General features: G+C 70.2%; 15 protein-coding genes. 8 read left to right on the forward strand and 7 right to left on the reverse strand.

Features of this window, described 5'->3' with window-relative positions; translation table 11 throughout:
• Positions 1 to 76: 76 nt before the first annotated feature.
• Complete coding sequence (locus ACF08N_RS32930) at positions 77 to 1,609, reverse strand: S8 family serine peptidase (RefSeq protein ID WP_392328386.1); 1,533 nt, start codon at positions 1,607 to 1,609, stop codon at positions 77 to 79.
• Between the two features lie 279 nt (positions 1,610 to 1,888).
• On the opposite strand from ACF08N_RS32930, the gene ACF08N_RS32935 reads away from it, so the two are divergent.
• From ACF08N_RS32935 to moaA, 3 genes are all read left to right on the forward strand, one after another.
• A complete protein-coding gene (locus ACF08N_RS32935) occupies positions 1,889 to 2,254 on the forward strand; it encodes a DUF485 domain-containing protein (RefSeq protein ID WP_392328387.1) in 366 nt (121 codons plus the stop codon).
• Positions 2,251 to 3,873: a cation acetate symporter gene (locus tag ACF08N_RS32940; protein ID WP_392328388.1), complete on the forward strand. Its 1,623-nt coding sequence runs from the start codon at positions 2,251 to 2,253 to the stop codon at positions 3,871 to 3,873. Before ACF08N_RS32935 ends, ACF08N_RS32940 begins: the two co-directional genes overlap by 4 nt.
• 152 nt (positions 3,874 to 4,025) lie before the next feature.
• Complete coding sequence (gene moaA / locus ACF08N_RS32945) at positions 4,026 to 5,015, forward strand: GTP 3',8-cyclase MoaA (RefSeq protein ID WP_392328389.1); 990 nt, start codon at positions 4,026 to 4,028, stop codon at positions 5,013 to 5,015.
• Here moaA and ACF08N_RS32950 read toward each other — a convergent pair.
• Both ACF08N_RS32950 and ACF08N_RS32955 read right to left on the reverse strand, forming a co-directional pair.
• Positions 4,998 to 5,237: a hypothetical protein gene (locus ACF08N_RS32950; protein ID WP_392328390.1), complete on the reverse strand. Its 240-nt coding sequence runs from the start codon at positions 5,235 to 5,237 to the stop codon at positions 4,998 to 5,000. The two genes, moaA and ACF08N_RS32950, sit on opposite strands and share 18 nt — an antisense overlap.
• Before the next feature lie 188 nt (positions 5,238 to 5,425).
• A complete protein-coding gene (locus ACF08N_RS32955) occupies positions 5,426 to 5,791 on the reverse strand; it encodes a DUF3099 domain-containing protein (protein WP_392328419.1) in 366 nt (121 codons plus the stop codon).
• 225 nt (positions 5,792 to 6,016) lie between these two features.
• Here ACF08N_RS32955 and ACF08N_RS32960 point away from each other — a divergent pair, with 225 nt between their 5' ends.
• Entirely contained in the window at positions 6,017 to 6,295 is a 279-nt protein-coding gene (locus ACF08N_RS32960; protein WP_392328391.1) for a GlsB/YeaQ/YmgE family stress response membrane protein, read from the forward strand.
• Positions 6,296 to 6,376: 81 nt separating this feature from the next.
• On the opposite strand, the gene tyrS is transcribed toward ACF08N_RS32960, so the two are convergent.
• Genes tyrS through ACF08N_RS32975 form a run of 3 tightly spaced genes read right to left on the reverse strand, consistent with a single transcriptional unit; the run spans position 6,377 to position 10,641 of the window.
• Entirely contained in the window at positions 6,377 to 7,645 is a 1,269-nt protein-coding gene (gene tyrS / locus ACF08N_RS32965) for a tyrosine--tRNA ligase (RefSeq protein WP_392328392.1), read from the reverse strand.
• Between the two features lie 54 nt (positions 7,646 to 7,699).
• On the reverse strand, positions 7,700 to 9,091 hold the full coding sequence (locus ACF08N_RS32970) for a metallopeptidase TldD-related protein (RefSeq protein WP_392328393.1): 1,392 nt from the start codon (positions 9,089 to 9,091) through the stop codon (positions 7,700 to 7,702).
• Entirely contained in the window at positions 9,088 to 10,641 is a 1,554-nt protein-coding gene (locus tag ACF08N_RS32975; RefSeq protein ID WP_392328394.1) for a TldD/PmbA family protein, read from the reverse strand. Before ACF08N_RS32975 ends, ACF08N_RS32970 begins: the two co-directional genes overlap by 4 nt.
• 281 nt (positions 10,642 to 10,922) lie before the next feature.
• Here ACF08N_RS32975 and fabG point away from each other — a divergent pair, with 281 nt between their 5' ends.
• The 3 genes from fabG (at position 10,923) to ACF08N_RS32990 (ending at position 12,962) form a co-directional block, all read left to right on the forward strand.
• The gene (gene fabG / locus ACF08N_RS32980; protein WP_392328395.1) at positions 10,923 to 11,627 is read left to right on the forward strand and encodes a 3-oxoacyl-[acyl-carrier-protein] reductase; all 705 of its coding nucleotides are present in this window, start codon (positions 10,923 to 10,925) and stop codon (positions 11,625 to 11,627) included.
• Positions 11,628 to 11,631: 4 nt separating this feature from the next.
• The gene (gene fabI, locus ACF08N_RS32985) at positions 11,632 to 12,399 is read left to right on the forward strand and encodes an enoyl-ACP reductase FabI (protein WP_392328396.1); all 768 of its coding nucleotides are present in this window, start codon (positions 11,632 to 11,634) and stop codon (positions 12,397 to 12,399) included.
• A gap of 179 nt (positions 12,400 to 12,578) precedes the next feature.
• Complete coding sequence (locus tag ACF08N_RS32990; RefSeq protein WP_392328397.1) at positions 12,579 to 12,962, forward strand: hypothetical protein; 384 nt, start codon at positions 12,579 to 12,581, stop codon at positions 12,960 to 12,962.
• Here the strand turns inward: ACF08N_RS32990 and ACF08N_RS32995 are convergent.
• Entirely contained in the window at positions 12,925 to 13,611 is a 687-nt protein-coding gene (locus tag ACF08N_RS32995) for a FadR/GntR family transcriptional regulator (RefSeq protein WP_392328398.1), read from the reverse strand. The two genes, ACF08N_RS32990 and ACF08N_RS32995, sit on opposite strands and share 38 nt — an antisense overlap.
• Positions 13,612 to 13,726: 115 nt before the next feature.
• Between ACF08N_RS32995 and ACF08N_RS33000 the strand changes: the two genes are divergently transcribed.
• Positions 13,727 to 15,025: a CynX/NimT family MFS transporter gene (locus ACF08N_RS33000; protein ID WP_392328399.1), complete on the forward strand. Its 1,299-nt coding sequence runs from the start codon at positions 13,727 to 13,729 to the stop codon at positions 15,023 to 15,025.
• Positions 15,026 to 15,027 lie beyond the last annotated feature (2 nt).

Below are 15,027 nucleotides of genomic sequence, written 5' to 3' on the forward strand. Positions count from 1 at the left end.
TCCACTATGGCGCCGCGTGCCACGCGAAGGGGCCCGGTACGGAGAACTCCGCACCGGGCCCCGACACAGACCGGGACTACCGGCGAACGGCGTCGAGAGCGTCCACGACGCCCTCGCCGTAGAAGCCGTTCTCGTCCTCGTCACCCTCGCAGACGGCGTCGATCTTGCCGTCCTTGTTGATGTCGTACGGGTTGGTGCAGGCGGTGTCGTCGGCCTGCACGGAGAGCAGGGCCTTCACCATCGCCGGCGACGCGTACGGGTGGGTCGACTTGATCAGCGCGGCGACACCCGCGACGTGCGGGGAGGCCATCGACGTACCGGCCTTGTAGCCGAAACCGCCGCCCGGCAGCGTCGACAGGATCCGGCCGTCGACGGCAGGAGCATCCGGCGTCTGGTAGACGGTCGAGTCGCCGCCCGGCGCGGAGATGTCGATGACGCCGTTGCCGTAGTTGGAGTACGAGGACTTCAGGTTCTTCGCGCCCAGCGCGGAGACCGTGACGACGCCCGGGATCTGCGTCGGGATGTCCAGGCACTCGCTCGGGTTCACCTTGCGCTCGACCGGCGTGGTGTCGTTCGGGCTCGTGGTGTCGGTGAGCTCGTCGGCCGCCAGGTCCATCCGCGAGTTGCCGGCGGCGGCCACGTTCACCGTGCCCTTGCTCTCCGCGTACCGCAGGGCGCGCCGGTGCGACTCGATCAGAGCCGCCTGGTCGGCGTCGTTCTTGCAGTTGAACAGCCACGGGTCCGTGTAGTAGCTGTTGTTGGTCACATCGACACCGTGCTCGGCGGCCCACACGAAGCCGCAGACGACGGCCTCGGTGTAGAAGAAGCCGTCGGGCTGCGAGACCTTGATGCCGGAGACCTTCACACCCGGCGCGACACCCGTGATGCCGGTGCCGTTCTTCGCCGCCGCGATGGTGCCCGCGACGTGCGTGCCGTGGTCGCTCTCCTTCGGGCCGGGACGCCAGGCGCCGTCCGCCGTGTTCGGCACGCCGCCGACACAGCTGACGGACGCCTCCCGGTCGAAGTTCGGCGCGAGGTCCGGATGCGTGTCGTCGACACCCGTGTCGATGACGGCGACCGTCACCTTCTTGCTGCCGAGCGTCTTCTCGTGGGCCTTGTCCGCCTTGATGGCGGGCAGGTCCCACTGCAGCGGCTCGAGCGCGTCCTGCCCCGCCGTCGCCTGGCCCGCCGCCGCCTTGGCCTCCTCGGCGGTGAGCGGGCGCTCCGACTCGATGGCCGTGTCGGTCACGGGCGCGAGCGGGGCGGTGCGCGTGGCACCGGCCGACTGGACGCCGCGGACCTGACGGATCGTCTCCGCGAACGCAGGGTTCTGCGAGTGGACGACGATGACGCCTATCTGGTCGTACGAGTGGACGACCGTCCCGCCGGCCTCGGCTATCGCCTTCTTGACGGCCTTCGCGGTGCCGTGACCGCCGTTCACATTGACCACGTACGACAGCTTCGGGCCATCGGTCGAGACCGCTGCCAGGACGTCGTCGGTGACTGCTGCCGACGCCGTACCCGCCGGCAGGAAACCGAGTGACGCCGTGAGCGCCAGACCGGCAGGGAGCGCGAGGGCGCGCCGCCGTCTGGATCCCAGATGAGCCATGGGTTCTCCACATCATCCGTGAAAAAACCGCCCAAACACCCCTTGCGAATGGGCGGGTTCATGCCGGGCGAAGCTATCGCCGATCACCGTGGCTCTTCAATGGATCCGGGCAGATGTACGACAACAAGTCGGACAAGAAGTGCGCAGAAAAAAGACCGAAGGTGAACCGGTTCGGTGTCGACTCCGTGCCGTTGTCAGGGAGTGGAGCAACATCAAACCGCTCCCGCAGGCACGATCCCCATGACCATTACCACCGCACCCGCGTCGCGAGGAGTCTCCGTGGCCACCGATGCACCGCCGCCCCAGAGCGGTTCGGACACCACCCCCGCCCAGCCCACGACAGAGTCGTTCGTCTCGGTGCAGGAGAGTACGGAATTCGGCGAGCTGCGCCGCACCTACCGCTCCTTCGCCTTTCCCCTGACCGTCGCGTTCATCGCCTGGTACCTGCTCTACGTCCTGCTCTCGAACTACGCGGGCGGCTTCATGGGCGCGAAGGTCTTCGGCAACATCAACGTCGCCCTGGTCTTCGGTCTCGCCCAGTTCGCCACCACCTTCCTCATCGCCTGGTTCTACTCGCGGCACGCCGCCGCGAAGCTCGACCCGAAGGCGGAAGCCATCAAGTCCCGTATGGAGGCCGACGCATGAGCACCACGTTCCAGCTTGCGGCGTCGAGCGCGACCACCGAGCACCGGCCGCTCATCATCACCCTGTTCGCGGCCTTTGTCGTTGCCACCCTTTTCATCACGGTATGGGCGGGTCGGCAGACCAAGAACGCCTCCGACTTCTACGCGGGCGGCCGCCAGTTCACCGGCTTCCAGAACGGCCTCGCCATCTCCGGCGACTACATGTCGGCCGCCTCGTTCCTCGGCATCGCCGGCGCCATCGCCCTGTTCGGCTACGACGGCTTCCTCTACTCGATCGGCTTCCTGGTCGCCTGGCTCGTCGCCCTGCTCCTCGTCGCCGAACCGCTGCGCAACTCCGGGCGCTACACGATGGGCGACGTCCTCGCCTACCGCATGCGCCAGCGCCCCGTGCGCACCGCGGCGGGCACGTCCACGATCGTCGTCTCGATCTTCTACCTGCTGGCCCAGATGGCGGGCGCCGGCGTCCTCGTCTCGCTGCTGCTCGGCATCACCAGCGACGGCGGGAAGATCGCCATCGTGGCCCTGGTCGGCCTGCTGATGATCGTGTACGTCACCATCGGCGGTATGAAGGGCACCACCTGGGTGCAGATGGTCAAGGCCGTCCTGCTCATCGCGGGCACCCTGCTCATCACGTTCCTGGTGCTGCTCAAGTTCAATTTCAACATCTCCGACCTGCTCGGCCAGGCCGCCGAGAAGAGCGGCAAGGGCGCGGCGTTCCTGGAGCCCGGCCTCAAGTACGGTGCCACCGGGACGTCCAAGCTGGACTTCATCTCGCTCGGCATCGCGCTCGTCCTCGGCACCGCGGGCCTGCCCCACATCCTGATCCGCTTCTACACGGTGCCCACCGCCAAGGCCGCCCGTAAGTCCGTCAACTGGGCCATCGGCATCATCGGCGCCTTCTACCTGATGACCATCGCGCTCGGCTTCGGCGCGGCGGCGCTCGTCGGACCGGCCGAGATCACCGCGTCCAACAAGGCGGGCAACACGGCGGCGCCCCTGCTGGCCCTGCACATCGGCGGCGTCGACTCGGCGGGCGGCGCGATCCTCCTCGCCGTGATCTCCGCCGTCGCCTTCGCCACCATCCTGGCCGTGGTGGCGGGCCTCACCCTCGCCTCTTCGTCGTCCTTCGCGCACGACATCTACGCGAACGTCATCCGCAAGGGACAGGCCACCGAGAAGGAGGAGGTCCGCGCGGCCCGCTGGGCGACCGTCGCCATCGGCATCGTGTCCATCGCGCTCGGCGCCCTCGCCCGCGACCTGAACGTCGCCGGACTGGTCGCCCTCGCCTTCGCGGTCGCCGCCTCCGCGAACCTGCCGACGATCCTCTACAGCCTCTTCTGGAGGAAATTCACCACCCAGGGCGCCCTGTGGTCCATCTACGGCGGACTGGTGTCCTCGGTCGTCCTGGTGCTCTTCTCGCCGGTCGTCTCCGGCAAGCCCACCTCGATGTTCCCCGAGATCGACTTCTCCTGGTTCCCGCTGGAGAACCCCGGCCTGATCTCGATCCCCGTCGGCTTCCTGCTCGGGTGGATCGGCTCCCTGCTGTCCAAGGAGGAGCCCGACAAGGGCAAGTACGCCGAGCTGGAGGTCAAGTCCCTCACCGGCGTCGGCGCCCATTGAGTGAGCCCGCCGACACACAGCCGTAGCGGCCGCGTCGTAGGGTCCTACGACGCGGCCCTGCCGCGCCTCGTGCCAAATGGGCCGCACTCGGTGTCGGTGCCCTGACGTAGGCTCGTAAGAGTCACATCCGCGATCCGGGGAGGGGGCCCACAGTGCTCATCGACACCTATGGCCGAGTGGCTACTGACCTGCGGGTTTCCCTGACCGACCGCTGCAATCTGCGGTGCACGTACTGTATGCCCGAAGAAGGGCTGCAGTGGCTGAAGAAGCCCGATCTGCTCACCGACGACGAGATCGTGCGCCTGATCCGCGTCGCCGTCACCGACCTCGGCATCACCGAGGTCCGCTTCACCGGGGGCGAGCCCCTGCTGCGCCCCGGTCTCGTCGGTATCGTCGAGCGCGTCGCCGCCCTGGAGCCCCGCCCCAGGATGTCCCTGACGACCAACGGCATCGGACTCAAGCGCACCGCCGCCGCCCTCAAGGCCGCCGGCCTGGACCGGGTCAATGTCTCCCTCGACACCCTGCGCCCCGACGTCTTCAAGACGCTCACCCGCCGCGACCGTCACCACGACGTGCTCGACGGCCTCGAGGCCGCCCGCGCCGCCGGCCTCACCCCGGTCAAGGTCAACGCGGTCCTCATGCCGGGACTGAACGACGACGAGGCCCCCGACCTGCTCGCCTGGGCGGTGGAGAACGACTACGAGCTGCGGTTCATCGAGCAGATGCCGCTGGACGCCCAGCACGGCTGGAAGCGTGACGGAATGATCACCGCTGGTGACATCCTCGTCTCGCTGCGGACGCGCTTCGAGCTCACCCCCGAAGGGGACGCCGCGCGCGGCTCCGCGCCCGCGGAGCGGTGGGTCGTCGACGGCGGACCGCACCGCGTCGGCGTCATCGCCTCCGTCACCCGCCCCTTCTGCCGGGCCTGCGACCGCACCCGCCTCACCGCGGACGGCCAGGTGCGCACCTGCCTGTTCGCGACCGAGGAGACGGACCTGCGGGCGGCGCTGCGCTCCGACGCGCCGGACGAGGAGATCTCCCGCATATGGCGGCTGGCGATGTGGGGGAAAAAGGCCGGATCCGGTCTGGACGACCCCTCGTTCCTCCAGCCCGAGCGCCCCATGTCAGCGATCGGCGGCTGACCCGCCCTCCGGCTGCCGCCGCTCCCACTCTTCCAGGGTCACGACGTCCTTGAGGAACCCGCGCACGCCGAGGAACTGCGACAGGTGCTCCCGGTGCTCCTCGCAGGCCAGCCAGGTCTTGCGGCGCTCGGGAGTGTGCAGCTTCGGGTTGTTCCAGGCCAGGACCCAGACGGCGTCGGCGCGGCAGCCCTTGGCGGAACAGATCGGGGTTTCGTCAGTCACCTGATCATTGTCCCCACATGGCGACGCCGAGCAGCCACGGGGGGAGCTGCCCGGCGTCGGTCCGTCGCTCCGACGGGGGATGCGGAGCGCGTACGCAGTATGTCACGGGTAACGGGCCCAGGTGCACAGGAACTTCATGATTGATCTGAGGTTTTCCTGAGGTTCGCGGACCCTGTCGCAGACGGTCGTCATGAGCCCTGTTCGGACACGTGGCGCTCATGCGCGAAAGACCCGTCGGCCGGTCCGGAGTCGTCGGGCCCCGGCTCGAGCATGGGCCGCGACGGGGGCTGGACGAAGGTCGACGGCAGCGACGGCGCGCTCTCCCGGCCCGCGTTGGCGATGACCACGGAGATGTACGGCAGGAGAACACCGAGCACCAGGGCCACAACGGCCACATGACGTTCCACGTTCCACAGCGTCGCGGCCAGGATCACCGCCACGGTGCGCACGGACATCGAGATCACATAGCGCCGCTGCCGGCCGCGGACATCGTCGGCGAGCCCCTGCCGGGCTCCCGTGATACGGAAGACCTCCGTGCCGCCCCGCCTGCGCATCTGCTCCACCACCCGAATCCCGCGCCGGACGATCCCGGACATCCCACCCTCACCACCTCCACGGTACGCCGCGGCTGCGCCGCCTACGAGAGCGGGGCACCCCCAGGTCTGCGTGGCGCATCTGCGCTCGGACGCGTACGGGCGCCTCCGACATGCGCCGTACGGCCCACAGGCCGACACTGGCAGGCGTAACTGCTCACGCGGAGCCGAAACAAGGAGGCAGCCATGGGCTGGTTGTGGGCGATCATCGTGGGATTCGTGCTCGGCCTGATCGCAAAAGCGGTCATCCCCGGCAAGCAGCACAGTCCCCTCTGGCTGACCACCATCTTCGGCATCATCGGAGCGATCATCGGCAACGCCGTCGCGCGAGGCTTCGGCATCGAGGAGACCAGCGGCATCGACTGGGGCCGGCACGCGCTCCAGCTCGCGGCGGCCATCGTCATCGTGTTCCTGGGCGACATGGCCTACACCGCGGTCCGCGGCGGCAGAAAACGGCACGCGTGATCGCCGCGACGGCGTGACACACGACGGCGACCGGGCGGGCACAGAGCCCGCCCGGCCGCCGCCGTCGTTCGTTGCGCCCGGTCAGCCGGCCGTGACCTCGACCGCAGCCAGGTTCTTCTTGCCGCGGCGCAGCACCAGCCAGCGCCCGTGCAGCAGCTCCTCCCGCGTCGCCACGGCGTCCTCGGCGGTCACCTTCACGTTGTTCACGTAGGCGCCGCCCTCCTTCACCGTGCGCCGGGCGGCCGACTTGCTGGCGACCAGACCCACCTCGGCGAACAGGTCGACGACCGGGGCGAGCTCGGTGACCCGCGCGTGCGGCAGCTCCGACAGCGCCGCCCGCAGCGTCGGCTCGTCGAGCTCGGCCAGCTCACCCTGCCCGAACAGCGCCTTCGACGCGTTGATCACCGCGGCGCACTGGTCGGCGCCGTGCACCAGGGTCGTCAGCTCCTCGGCCAGCGCGCGCTGCGCCGCGCGGGCCTGGGGACGCTCCGCGGTCTGCTTCTCCAGCTCCTCGAGCTCCTCACGGCTCTTGAAGCTGAGAATGCGCAGGAACCGGCTGATGTCCCGGTCGTCCGTGTTCAGCCAGTACTGGTAGAACGCGTACGGCGTGGTCATCTCCGGGTCGAGCCAGAGCGTGCCGGTCTCCGACTTGCCGAACTTGGTGCCGTCCGCCTTGGTCATCAGCGGGGTGGCCAGCGCGTGCACCTCGGCGTCGGGCTCCAGGCGGTGGATCAGGTCCAGGCCCGCCGTGAGGTTGCCCCACTGGTCGCTGCCGCCCTGCTGCAGGGTGCAGCCGTAGCGCCGGTACAGCTCCAGGAAGTCCATGCCCTGGAGCAGCTGGTAGCTGAACTCCGTGTAGCTGATGCCCTGTTCGGACTCCAGGCGCCGTGCGACGGAGTCCTTGGTGAGCATCTTGTTGACGCGGAAGTGCTTGCCGATGTCCCGCAGGAACTCGATCGCGGACATGCCCGCGGTCCAGTCCAGGTTGTTCACCATGATCGCGGCGTTGTCGCCCTCGAAGGAGAGGTACGGCTCGATCTGGGCACGCAGCCGGGTCACCCACTGCGCGATCGTCTCCGGATCGTTCAGCGTGCGCTCGGCGGTCGGCCGCGGGTCACCGATCTGACCCGTGGCCCCGCCCACCAGCGCCAGCGGCCGGTGCCCGGCCTGCTGGAGCCGGCGCACGGTCAGCACCTGCACCAGGTGTCCGACGTGCAGGCTCGCCGCGGTCGGGTCGAAGCCGCAATAGAACGTGACGGGACCGTCCGCGAGCGCCTTGCGCAAAGCGTCCTCGTCAGTGGACTGGGCGATCAGCCCGCGCCACTTCAGCTCGTCGACGATGTCCGTCACAGTTCTTCCGTCTCCTCGTGGGTGAATGGATCGGTGGGAGCCAGTCTAGGCGGGTCACACGCCCCGGCTGACCGAGCTCATGTTGAAATCCGGCACCCGCAGCGCGGGCATGGCGGCCCGGGTGAACCAGTCGCCCCACTCGCGCGGCAGCGTCTTCTCCGTCCGGCCCGCCTCCGTGGCGCGGCCGATCAGGTCGACGGGCGACTCGTTGAAGCGGAAGTTGTTGACCTCGCCCACGACCTCGCCGTTCTCGACCAGGTACACGCCGTCCCTGGTCAGCCCGGTCAGCAGCAGCGTCGCGGGGTCGACCTCGCGGATGTACCAGAGGCAGGTCAGCAGCAGCCCGCGCTCGGTGGCCGACACCATCTCCTCGAGCGAGCGCTCGCCGCCCGCGTCCAGGATCAGGTTGTCCGTCCCCGGCGCGACCGGCAGCCCGGTCAGGCCGGCGCTGTGCCGCGTGGTGACCAGGTGCTCCAGCTTGCCGTCCCGCACCCAGTCCGTCGGCGACAGCGGCAGACCGTTGTCGAACACCGAGGCGTCGTCGCCGGACGAGTGCGCGATCACGAAGGGCGCCGCCTCCAGGCCCGGCTCGTGCGGATCGCTGCGCAGCGTCAGCGGCAGCGAGGACAGCGCCTCGCCGATACGGGTGCCGCCGCCGGGCTTGGAGAAGACCGTACGGCCCTCCACCGCGTCCCGGGCCGCAGCCGACCACATCTGGTAGATCAGCAGGTCGGCCACGGCGGTCGGCGGCAGCAACGTCTCGTAGCGGCCCGCCGGCAGGTCGACGCGGCGCGCGGCCCAGCCGAGCCGCTCCGCCAGCCCGGCGTCGAGAGCCGCCGGATCCACGTCCTTGAAGTCCCGCGTGGAACGGCCCGCCCAGGCCGAGCGCATACGGTCGGGCGACTTGGCGTTGAGCTCCAGCGTGCCGGTCGGCTGGTCGTGGCGCAGTCGCAGGCCGGTCGACGTACCGAGGTAGGTCGAGGTCAGCTCGTGTTGGGCGAAGCCGTACAGCTCCCGGCCTCCCGCGCGGGCCCGGGCGAACGCCTCGCCGAGCGCCGGCGCGAAGTCCGCGAACACCGCCGACGACGTCTCCCCCGGCGCGTCCGTGAAGTCCGGGGAGGCGGCCACGCCCGCGACGAGCGGCTGCGCGTCCTCGGCGGGCCCGGCGGACCGCGCGGCGTCCTCCGCGGCGCGCACCAGCCGCTCCAGGTCGTCGGCGGTCACGGCGGACTGCGACACCACGCCCGAGGCGGTGCCCTCGGAGCCGTCGACCGTGGCGACGACGGTGAGGGTCCGGCCGCGGGTCACGCCGTTGGTGGTCAGCGCGTTGCCGGCCCAGCGCAGATTGGCCGAGGAGTGCTCGTCGGCGATGACGACGCAGCCGTCGGCCCTGGACAGCTCGAGCGCGCGCTCGACGATCTCGTGCGGCTTGCTCACGCGGCTCATCGGCCCGCCTCCTGCGTCGTGTTGAGGATGGTGACGCCCCGGAAGAGGGCGGAGGGGCAGCCGTGGGACACCGACGCGACCTGGCCCGGCTGGGCCTTGCCGCAGTTGAACGCGCCGCCCAGCACATAGGTCTGCGGGCCGCCGACCTGCTCCATCGAGCCCCAGAACTCCGTCGTCGTCGCCTGGTACGCGACGTCCCTCAGCTGACCGGCCAGCCGCCCGTTCTCGATGCGGAAGAACCGCTGCCCGGTGAACTGGAAGTTGTAGCGCTGCATGTCGATCGACCACGACCGGTCGCCGACCACGTAGATCCCCTGTTCCACCCCGCCGATCAGGTCCTCCGTCGACAGACCGCCCGGGTCCGGCTGGAGGGACACGTTCGCCATCCGCTGCACCGGCACATGGGCGGGGGAGTCGGCGTAGGCGCAGCCGTTGGAGCGGCCGAGACCCGTCAGCTTCGCGATGCGCCGGTCCAGCTGGTAGCCCACCAGCGTGCCGTCCTTGACCAGGTCCCAGCTCTGCGCCTCGACGCCCTCGTCGTCGTACCCGATCGTCGCCAGCCCGTGCTCGGCGGTCCGGTCCCCGGTCACGTTCATCACCGAGGAGCCGTACGCCAGCTTCCCCAGCTGGTCGAAGGTCGCGAACGAGGTCCCCGCGTACGCGGCCTCGTAGCCGAGCGCGCGGTCCAGCTCCGTGGCGTGGCCGATCGACTCGTGGATCGTCAGCCACAGGTTCGACGGGTCGACGACCAGGTCGTAGCGCCCCGCGGTGACGCTCGGGGCGCGCATCTTCTCCGCGAGGAGGTCGGGGATCTGCTCCAGTTCGGAGTCCCAGTCCCAGCCCGTGCCGGTCAGGTACTCCCAGCCGCGTCCCACCGGCGGGGCGATGGTGCGCATGGAGTCGAACTCGCCGGTCGTCTCGTCGACCGCGACCGCGGTGAGCTGCGGGTGCAGCCGTACCCGCTGCTGTGTGGTGACGGTGCCCGCGGTGTCCGCGTAGAACTTGTTCTCCTGCACGGTCAGCAGCGAGGCGTCCACGTGCGCGACCCCCGTGGCGCGCAGGAGGCGCGAACTCCAGTCGGCGAGCAGCGCGGACTTGTCCTCGGCGGGCACGTCGAAGGGGTTGATCTCGTACGAGGAGACCCACGTCTTGTCCGCGTGCACCGGCTCGTCCGCCAGCTCCACCCTCCCCCAAGGACTTCGTCCAGGGGGTGCCCCCACGTCCGAGCCCGCCGCCGCGATCACCTTCGCGGACAGCTTTGCCATCGCCACGGCCTGGCCGGCCACCCTGGCGGCGGCGTCCATGGTCATGTCGACGCCGGAGGCGAACCCCCAGGCGCCGCCGTGCACCACGCGCACCGCGTATCCGAGGTCCGTGGAGTCGGCCGATCCGGCGGGCTTGGCGTCGCGCAACCGCCACGAGGCGCTGCGGACGCGCTCCAGACGGAAGTCGGCATGCTCGGCGCCGAGCGCACGCGCCCGGGCGAGCGCCGCGTCGGCGAGCGCCCGCAGCGGCAGCGCCGTGAAGGCCGCGTCGATGGAATGAGGCACGAATGTCTCCTGTCGTCGAGACGTGGTCGCCCCGATCATGTCGCGCCGGGCGGTGCCGTCGCCAGCGAGTTCGCCGGGACGGCGGCCCGGTGCCTTTTTCGCGGAGACAGCGGAGACCTTTCCCCTCGGACGCCGGGGTGACGTTCACCCGGTTGGGCGGGACTTTCTGTAGGGATCCGACAGCGAAGGGTGGAAGGCGCTGTCAGGCCCCGATTCTCCGTACGCCGTGCCGGACCGATAGTTTGCAGACGTACCAGACCGCATAGGGAAAGGGTGATCCGTTGAGCCGCTCGGTTCTCGTCACCGGAGGTAACCGGGGCATCGGCCTCGCCATCGCCCGCGCGTTCGCCGCGAACGGCGACAACGTCGCGATCACCTACCGCTCGGGGGAGCCCCCGGCCGGCTTCCTGGCGGTCAAGTGCGACATCACCGACGCCGAGCAGGTGGAACAGGCGTACAAGGAGATCGAGGAGAAGCACGGTCCCGTCGAGGTGCTGGTGGCGAACGCCGGTGTCACCAAGGACCAGCTGCTGATGCGCATGTCGGAGGAGGACTTCACCTCCGTCCTCGACACCAACCTCACCGGCACCTTCCGGGTCGTGAAGCGGGCAAACCGCGGCATGCTGCGCGCCAAGAAGGGCCGCGTCGTGCTGATCTCCTCCGTCGTGGGGCTCCTGGGCTCCGCCGGGCAGGCGAACTACGCGGCCTCCAAGGCCGGTCTCGTCGGCTTCGCCCGCTCCCTCGCGCGTGAGCTCGGCTCGCGCAACATCACGTTCAACGTCGTCGCGCCCGGCTTTGTCGACACCGACATGACCCAGGCGCTCACGGACGAGCAGCGCGCCGGGATCGTCTCCCAGGTGCCGCTCGGCCGATACGCGCAGCCGGAGGAGATCGCCGCCACCGTGCGCTTCCTCGCCTCCGACGACGCCTCGTACATCACTGGAGCCGTCGTTCCCGTCGACGGCGGATTGGGCATGGGTCACTGATCACATGAGTGGAATCCTCGCCGGCAAGCGCATCCTGATCACCGGTGTGCTGATGGAGTCCTCCATCGCCTTCCACACCGCCAAGCTCGCGCAGGAGCAGGGCGCCGAGGTCATCCTGACCGCGTTCCCGCGTCCCACGCTGACCGAGCGCATCGCCCGTAAGCTCCCCAAGCCCGCCAAGGTCATCGAGCTCGACGTCACCAACGAGGAGCACCTGAACCGGCTGGCGGACCTGGTCCGCGAGGAGCTGGGCAGCCTCGACGGCGTCGTCCACTCCATCGGCTTCGCGCCGCAGGACGCCCTGGGCGGCAACTTCCTCAACACCCCCTTCGAGTCGGTCTCGACGGCCATGCACGTCTCGGCGTTCTCGCTGAAGTCGCTGACGATGGCGTGCCTGCCGCTGATGCAGGAGGGCGGCTCGGTCGTCGGCCTCACCTTCGACGCGCAGTTCGCCTGGCCGCAGTACGACTGGATGGGCCCGGCCAAGGCCGCGCTGGAGGCGACCAGCCGCTACATCGCCCGCGACCTCGGCAAGCAGAACGTGCGCTGCAACCTGATCTCGGCGGGCCCCCTCGGCTCGATGGCCGCCAAGTCCATCCCGGGCTTCTCCGATCTCGCGGACGTGTGGAACCACCGCTCCCCGCTGGAGTGGGACATGACCGACCCGGAGCCCACCGGCCGCGGTGTCGTCGCGCTGCTGTCCGACTGGTTCCCGAAGACCACGGGCGAGATCATCCACGTCGACGGCGGCGTGCACATGATGGGCGCCTGACCAGGCAGAACGTACACGAGCGACGCCCCGTCCCCCGCAGCGCGCGGGGGGCGGGGCGTCGCCCGTTCGGCCCTACGGGTGGGCGGCGCGGCCGGGGCGCGGTGATGCTGGAGGGGCGACTCTTCCTTGTGGTGCTTTTGCGGCGCTCGCGCCGCAGCTCGGCCGAGGGGGTACTGCTTGTGCGTACGAACTGGCGTCATGCCTGCGTACTCGCCACAGTGGCGGTCCTGCTGTGGGCGACACCGACGGCGTCCCAGACCGGCAGTCGTCAGGAGCGGCAGAGCCCCCGGCAGCACACGCGGGAGCAGCCCCCCGACTACCGGGCCGACTGCGGCACCGTGATCGAGGGCTCCGAGGTCACGGCGTACTGCCACAACCCCTATCCCGCCACCGACCGCGTGCAGCTGCACGTCGAGTGCAAGCGATGGTGGGACGTCGATGCCGACTCGGAGCCGGTCGAGCTGCACCCCGCGGGATACGCGGAGCTCACCCAGCGGTGCTGGAAGGAGATCCGGGCCGCCTGGGTCAGCCACCAGCCCCAGCGGGCCGCCGCAGGCACATGAACGGATAGCCCGCCGCCTCCGTCGCGGCGGCCTCGCCGTCCCCGGCCCGGATCGCCTCGACCATCCGCGCGTGGTCCATGTAGTTCTCCTCGCGCAGTTCCCCGCCGACGTCGTCGCGCAGCCAGTCGCGCAGCAGGTCCGCCAGGTCCGCGTACAGCTCGGTCATGACCTCGTTGTGCGAGGCGGCCACCACGGCCAGGTGGAACGTCGCGTCGGCCGCGACGAACCGCTCGGCGTCGCCGGACGCCCACGCCTCCTCGCGGCGGGCCAGCAGCGCGTCCAGCTGCTTGAGGTCCTTGGCGGTGCGGCGCTCGGCGGCCAGCCGGGCGGCCGACGACTCCAGCGTGGAGCGCAGTTCGGCGACATGGCGGGGGTCGGCGTCGGCGAACCGGCGGTGCATCACGCCGGCCAGCTCGCTGGTGGCGACCACATAGGTGCCCGAGCCCTGCCGGATGTCCAGCAGACCGTTGTGGGCGAGCGCGCGCACCGCCTCACGGACGGTGTTGCGGGCCACGCCCAGCTGCTCGACCAGTTCCGGTTCGGTCGGGATCCGCGAACCGACCGGCCACTCGCCCGAGGTGATCTGGTTCCGCAGCTCGGCGATCACCTGGTCCGAGAGCGCGGAACGCCGGGGAGAGGACAGCGCCATGGTGCTCCTTGTCGTGGAAGTCGCCCACTCATGGTCGTACGCCGACCCGGCCGCGGGGAACCAGGGTTCGTACGGGATTGGACAACCAATCATCCCATGATTCTATGATGGACCCATGCCCGACGAGACCCGGACCCTCCGCCCCGCCGCCACGGCGCCTTCCTCCTCCGCCGCATCCCCGGACTCCACCGCCCCCGAGAGCACGCGGCCCTCGGTGTGGACCATCCGGCTCGTCGTCGTCGGCATCGTCCTCGCGGCGCTCAACCTGCGGCCCGCCATCACCAGCCTCGGTGCCCTCCTCGAAGAGGCCCGCGTCGGCCTGCACATGAGCGGCAGCGTCGCGGGACTCCTCACGTCCGTGCCTCCGCTGTGCTTCGCCGTCTTCGGCGTCGCCGCGCCCCGGCTGGCGCGCCGCTTCGGGCCCGGCGCCGTCGTCTGCGCCGGCATGGCGGCCATCGCCGTCGGACTCGTGGTCCGCCCCTTCGCCGGCGGCACGCCGGGATTCCTCGCCGCCAGCGCGCTCGCCCTCATGGGCATCGCCGTCAGCAACGTCCTCATGCCGGTGATCGTCAAGCGGTACTTCCCTGACCGGGTCGGCTCGATGACGGGCCTGTACTCCATGGCCCTGGCGCTCGGCACGTCGCTCGCCGCCGCCGCGACCGTGCCCGTCACCCATGCCCTGGGCGGCAGCTGGCGCGTCGGGCTCGCGGTGTGGGCCGCGGTCGCCGCGGTGGCCGTACTGCCCTGGATCGCCCTGGTGCGCGACCGTGGCCGCGCACGCCGGGACGCGAGCGGTGCGCCCGCCGCCGCGGACGTTCCCGCGCTGCGCATCACCCGCAGCCGCACGGCGTGGGCCCTCGCCTGCTTCTTCGGGCTCCAGGCCACCGGCGCGTACATCACGATGGGCTGGATGCCGCAGATCTTCCGCGACGCGGGCGTCTCCGCGTCCACCGCGGGGGTGCTCCTGGCCGTCACCATGGTCATGGGCGTGCCGCTCGCCTTCGTCATCCCCAGGCTCGCGAGCCGCATGAAGAACCAGGGCCCGATCGTCATCGCCCTGGGCGTGTGCGGACTCACCGGCTACCTCGGCCTGCTCCTCGCGCCGGCGGCCGGCGCCTGGGTCTGGGCGCTGCTGCTGGGCGTCTCCAACTGCGCCTTCCCTCTCGCCCTCACCATGATCGGCATGCGCTCGCGCACCGGCTCCGGAGTCGTACGGCTGTCGGCCTTCGCCCAGTCCACCGGCTACCTGATCTCCATCCCGGGCCCGCTGCTGGTGGGTGTGCTCTACCAGCACAGCGGCGGCTGGACACTGCCGCTGGGCCTGATGGCGGGCCTGCTGGTGCCCCAGATGATCCTGGGCGTGATGGCAGGGCGGGACCGGACGATCGAGGACGAGACGCGGGTGCGAGACTGATC

The organism is Streptomyces sp. NPDC015127, assembly GCF_043080095.1.
Taxonomy (GTDB): Bacteria; Actinomycetota; Actinomycetes; order Streptomycetales; family Streptomycetaceae; genus Streptomyces.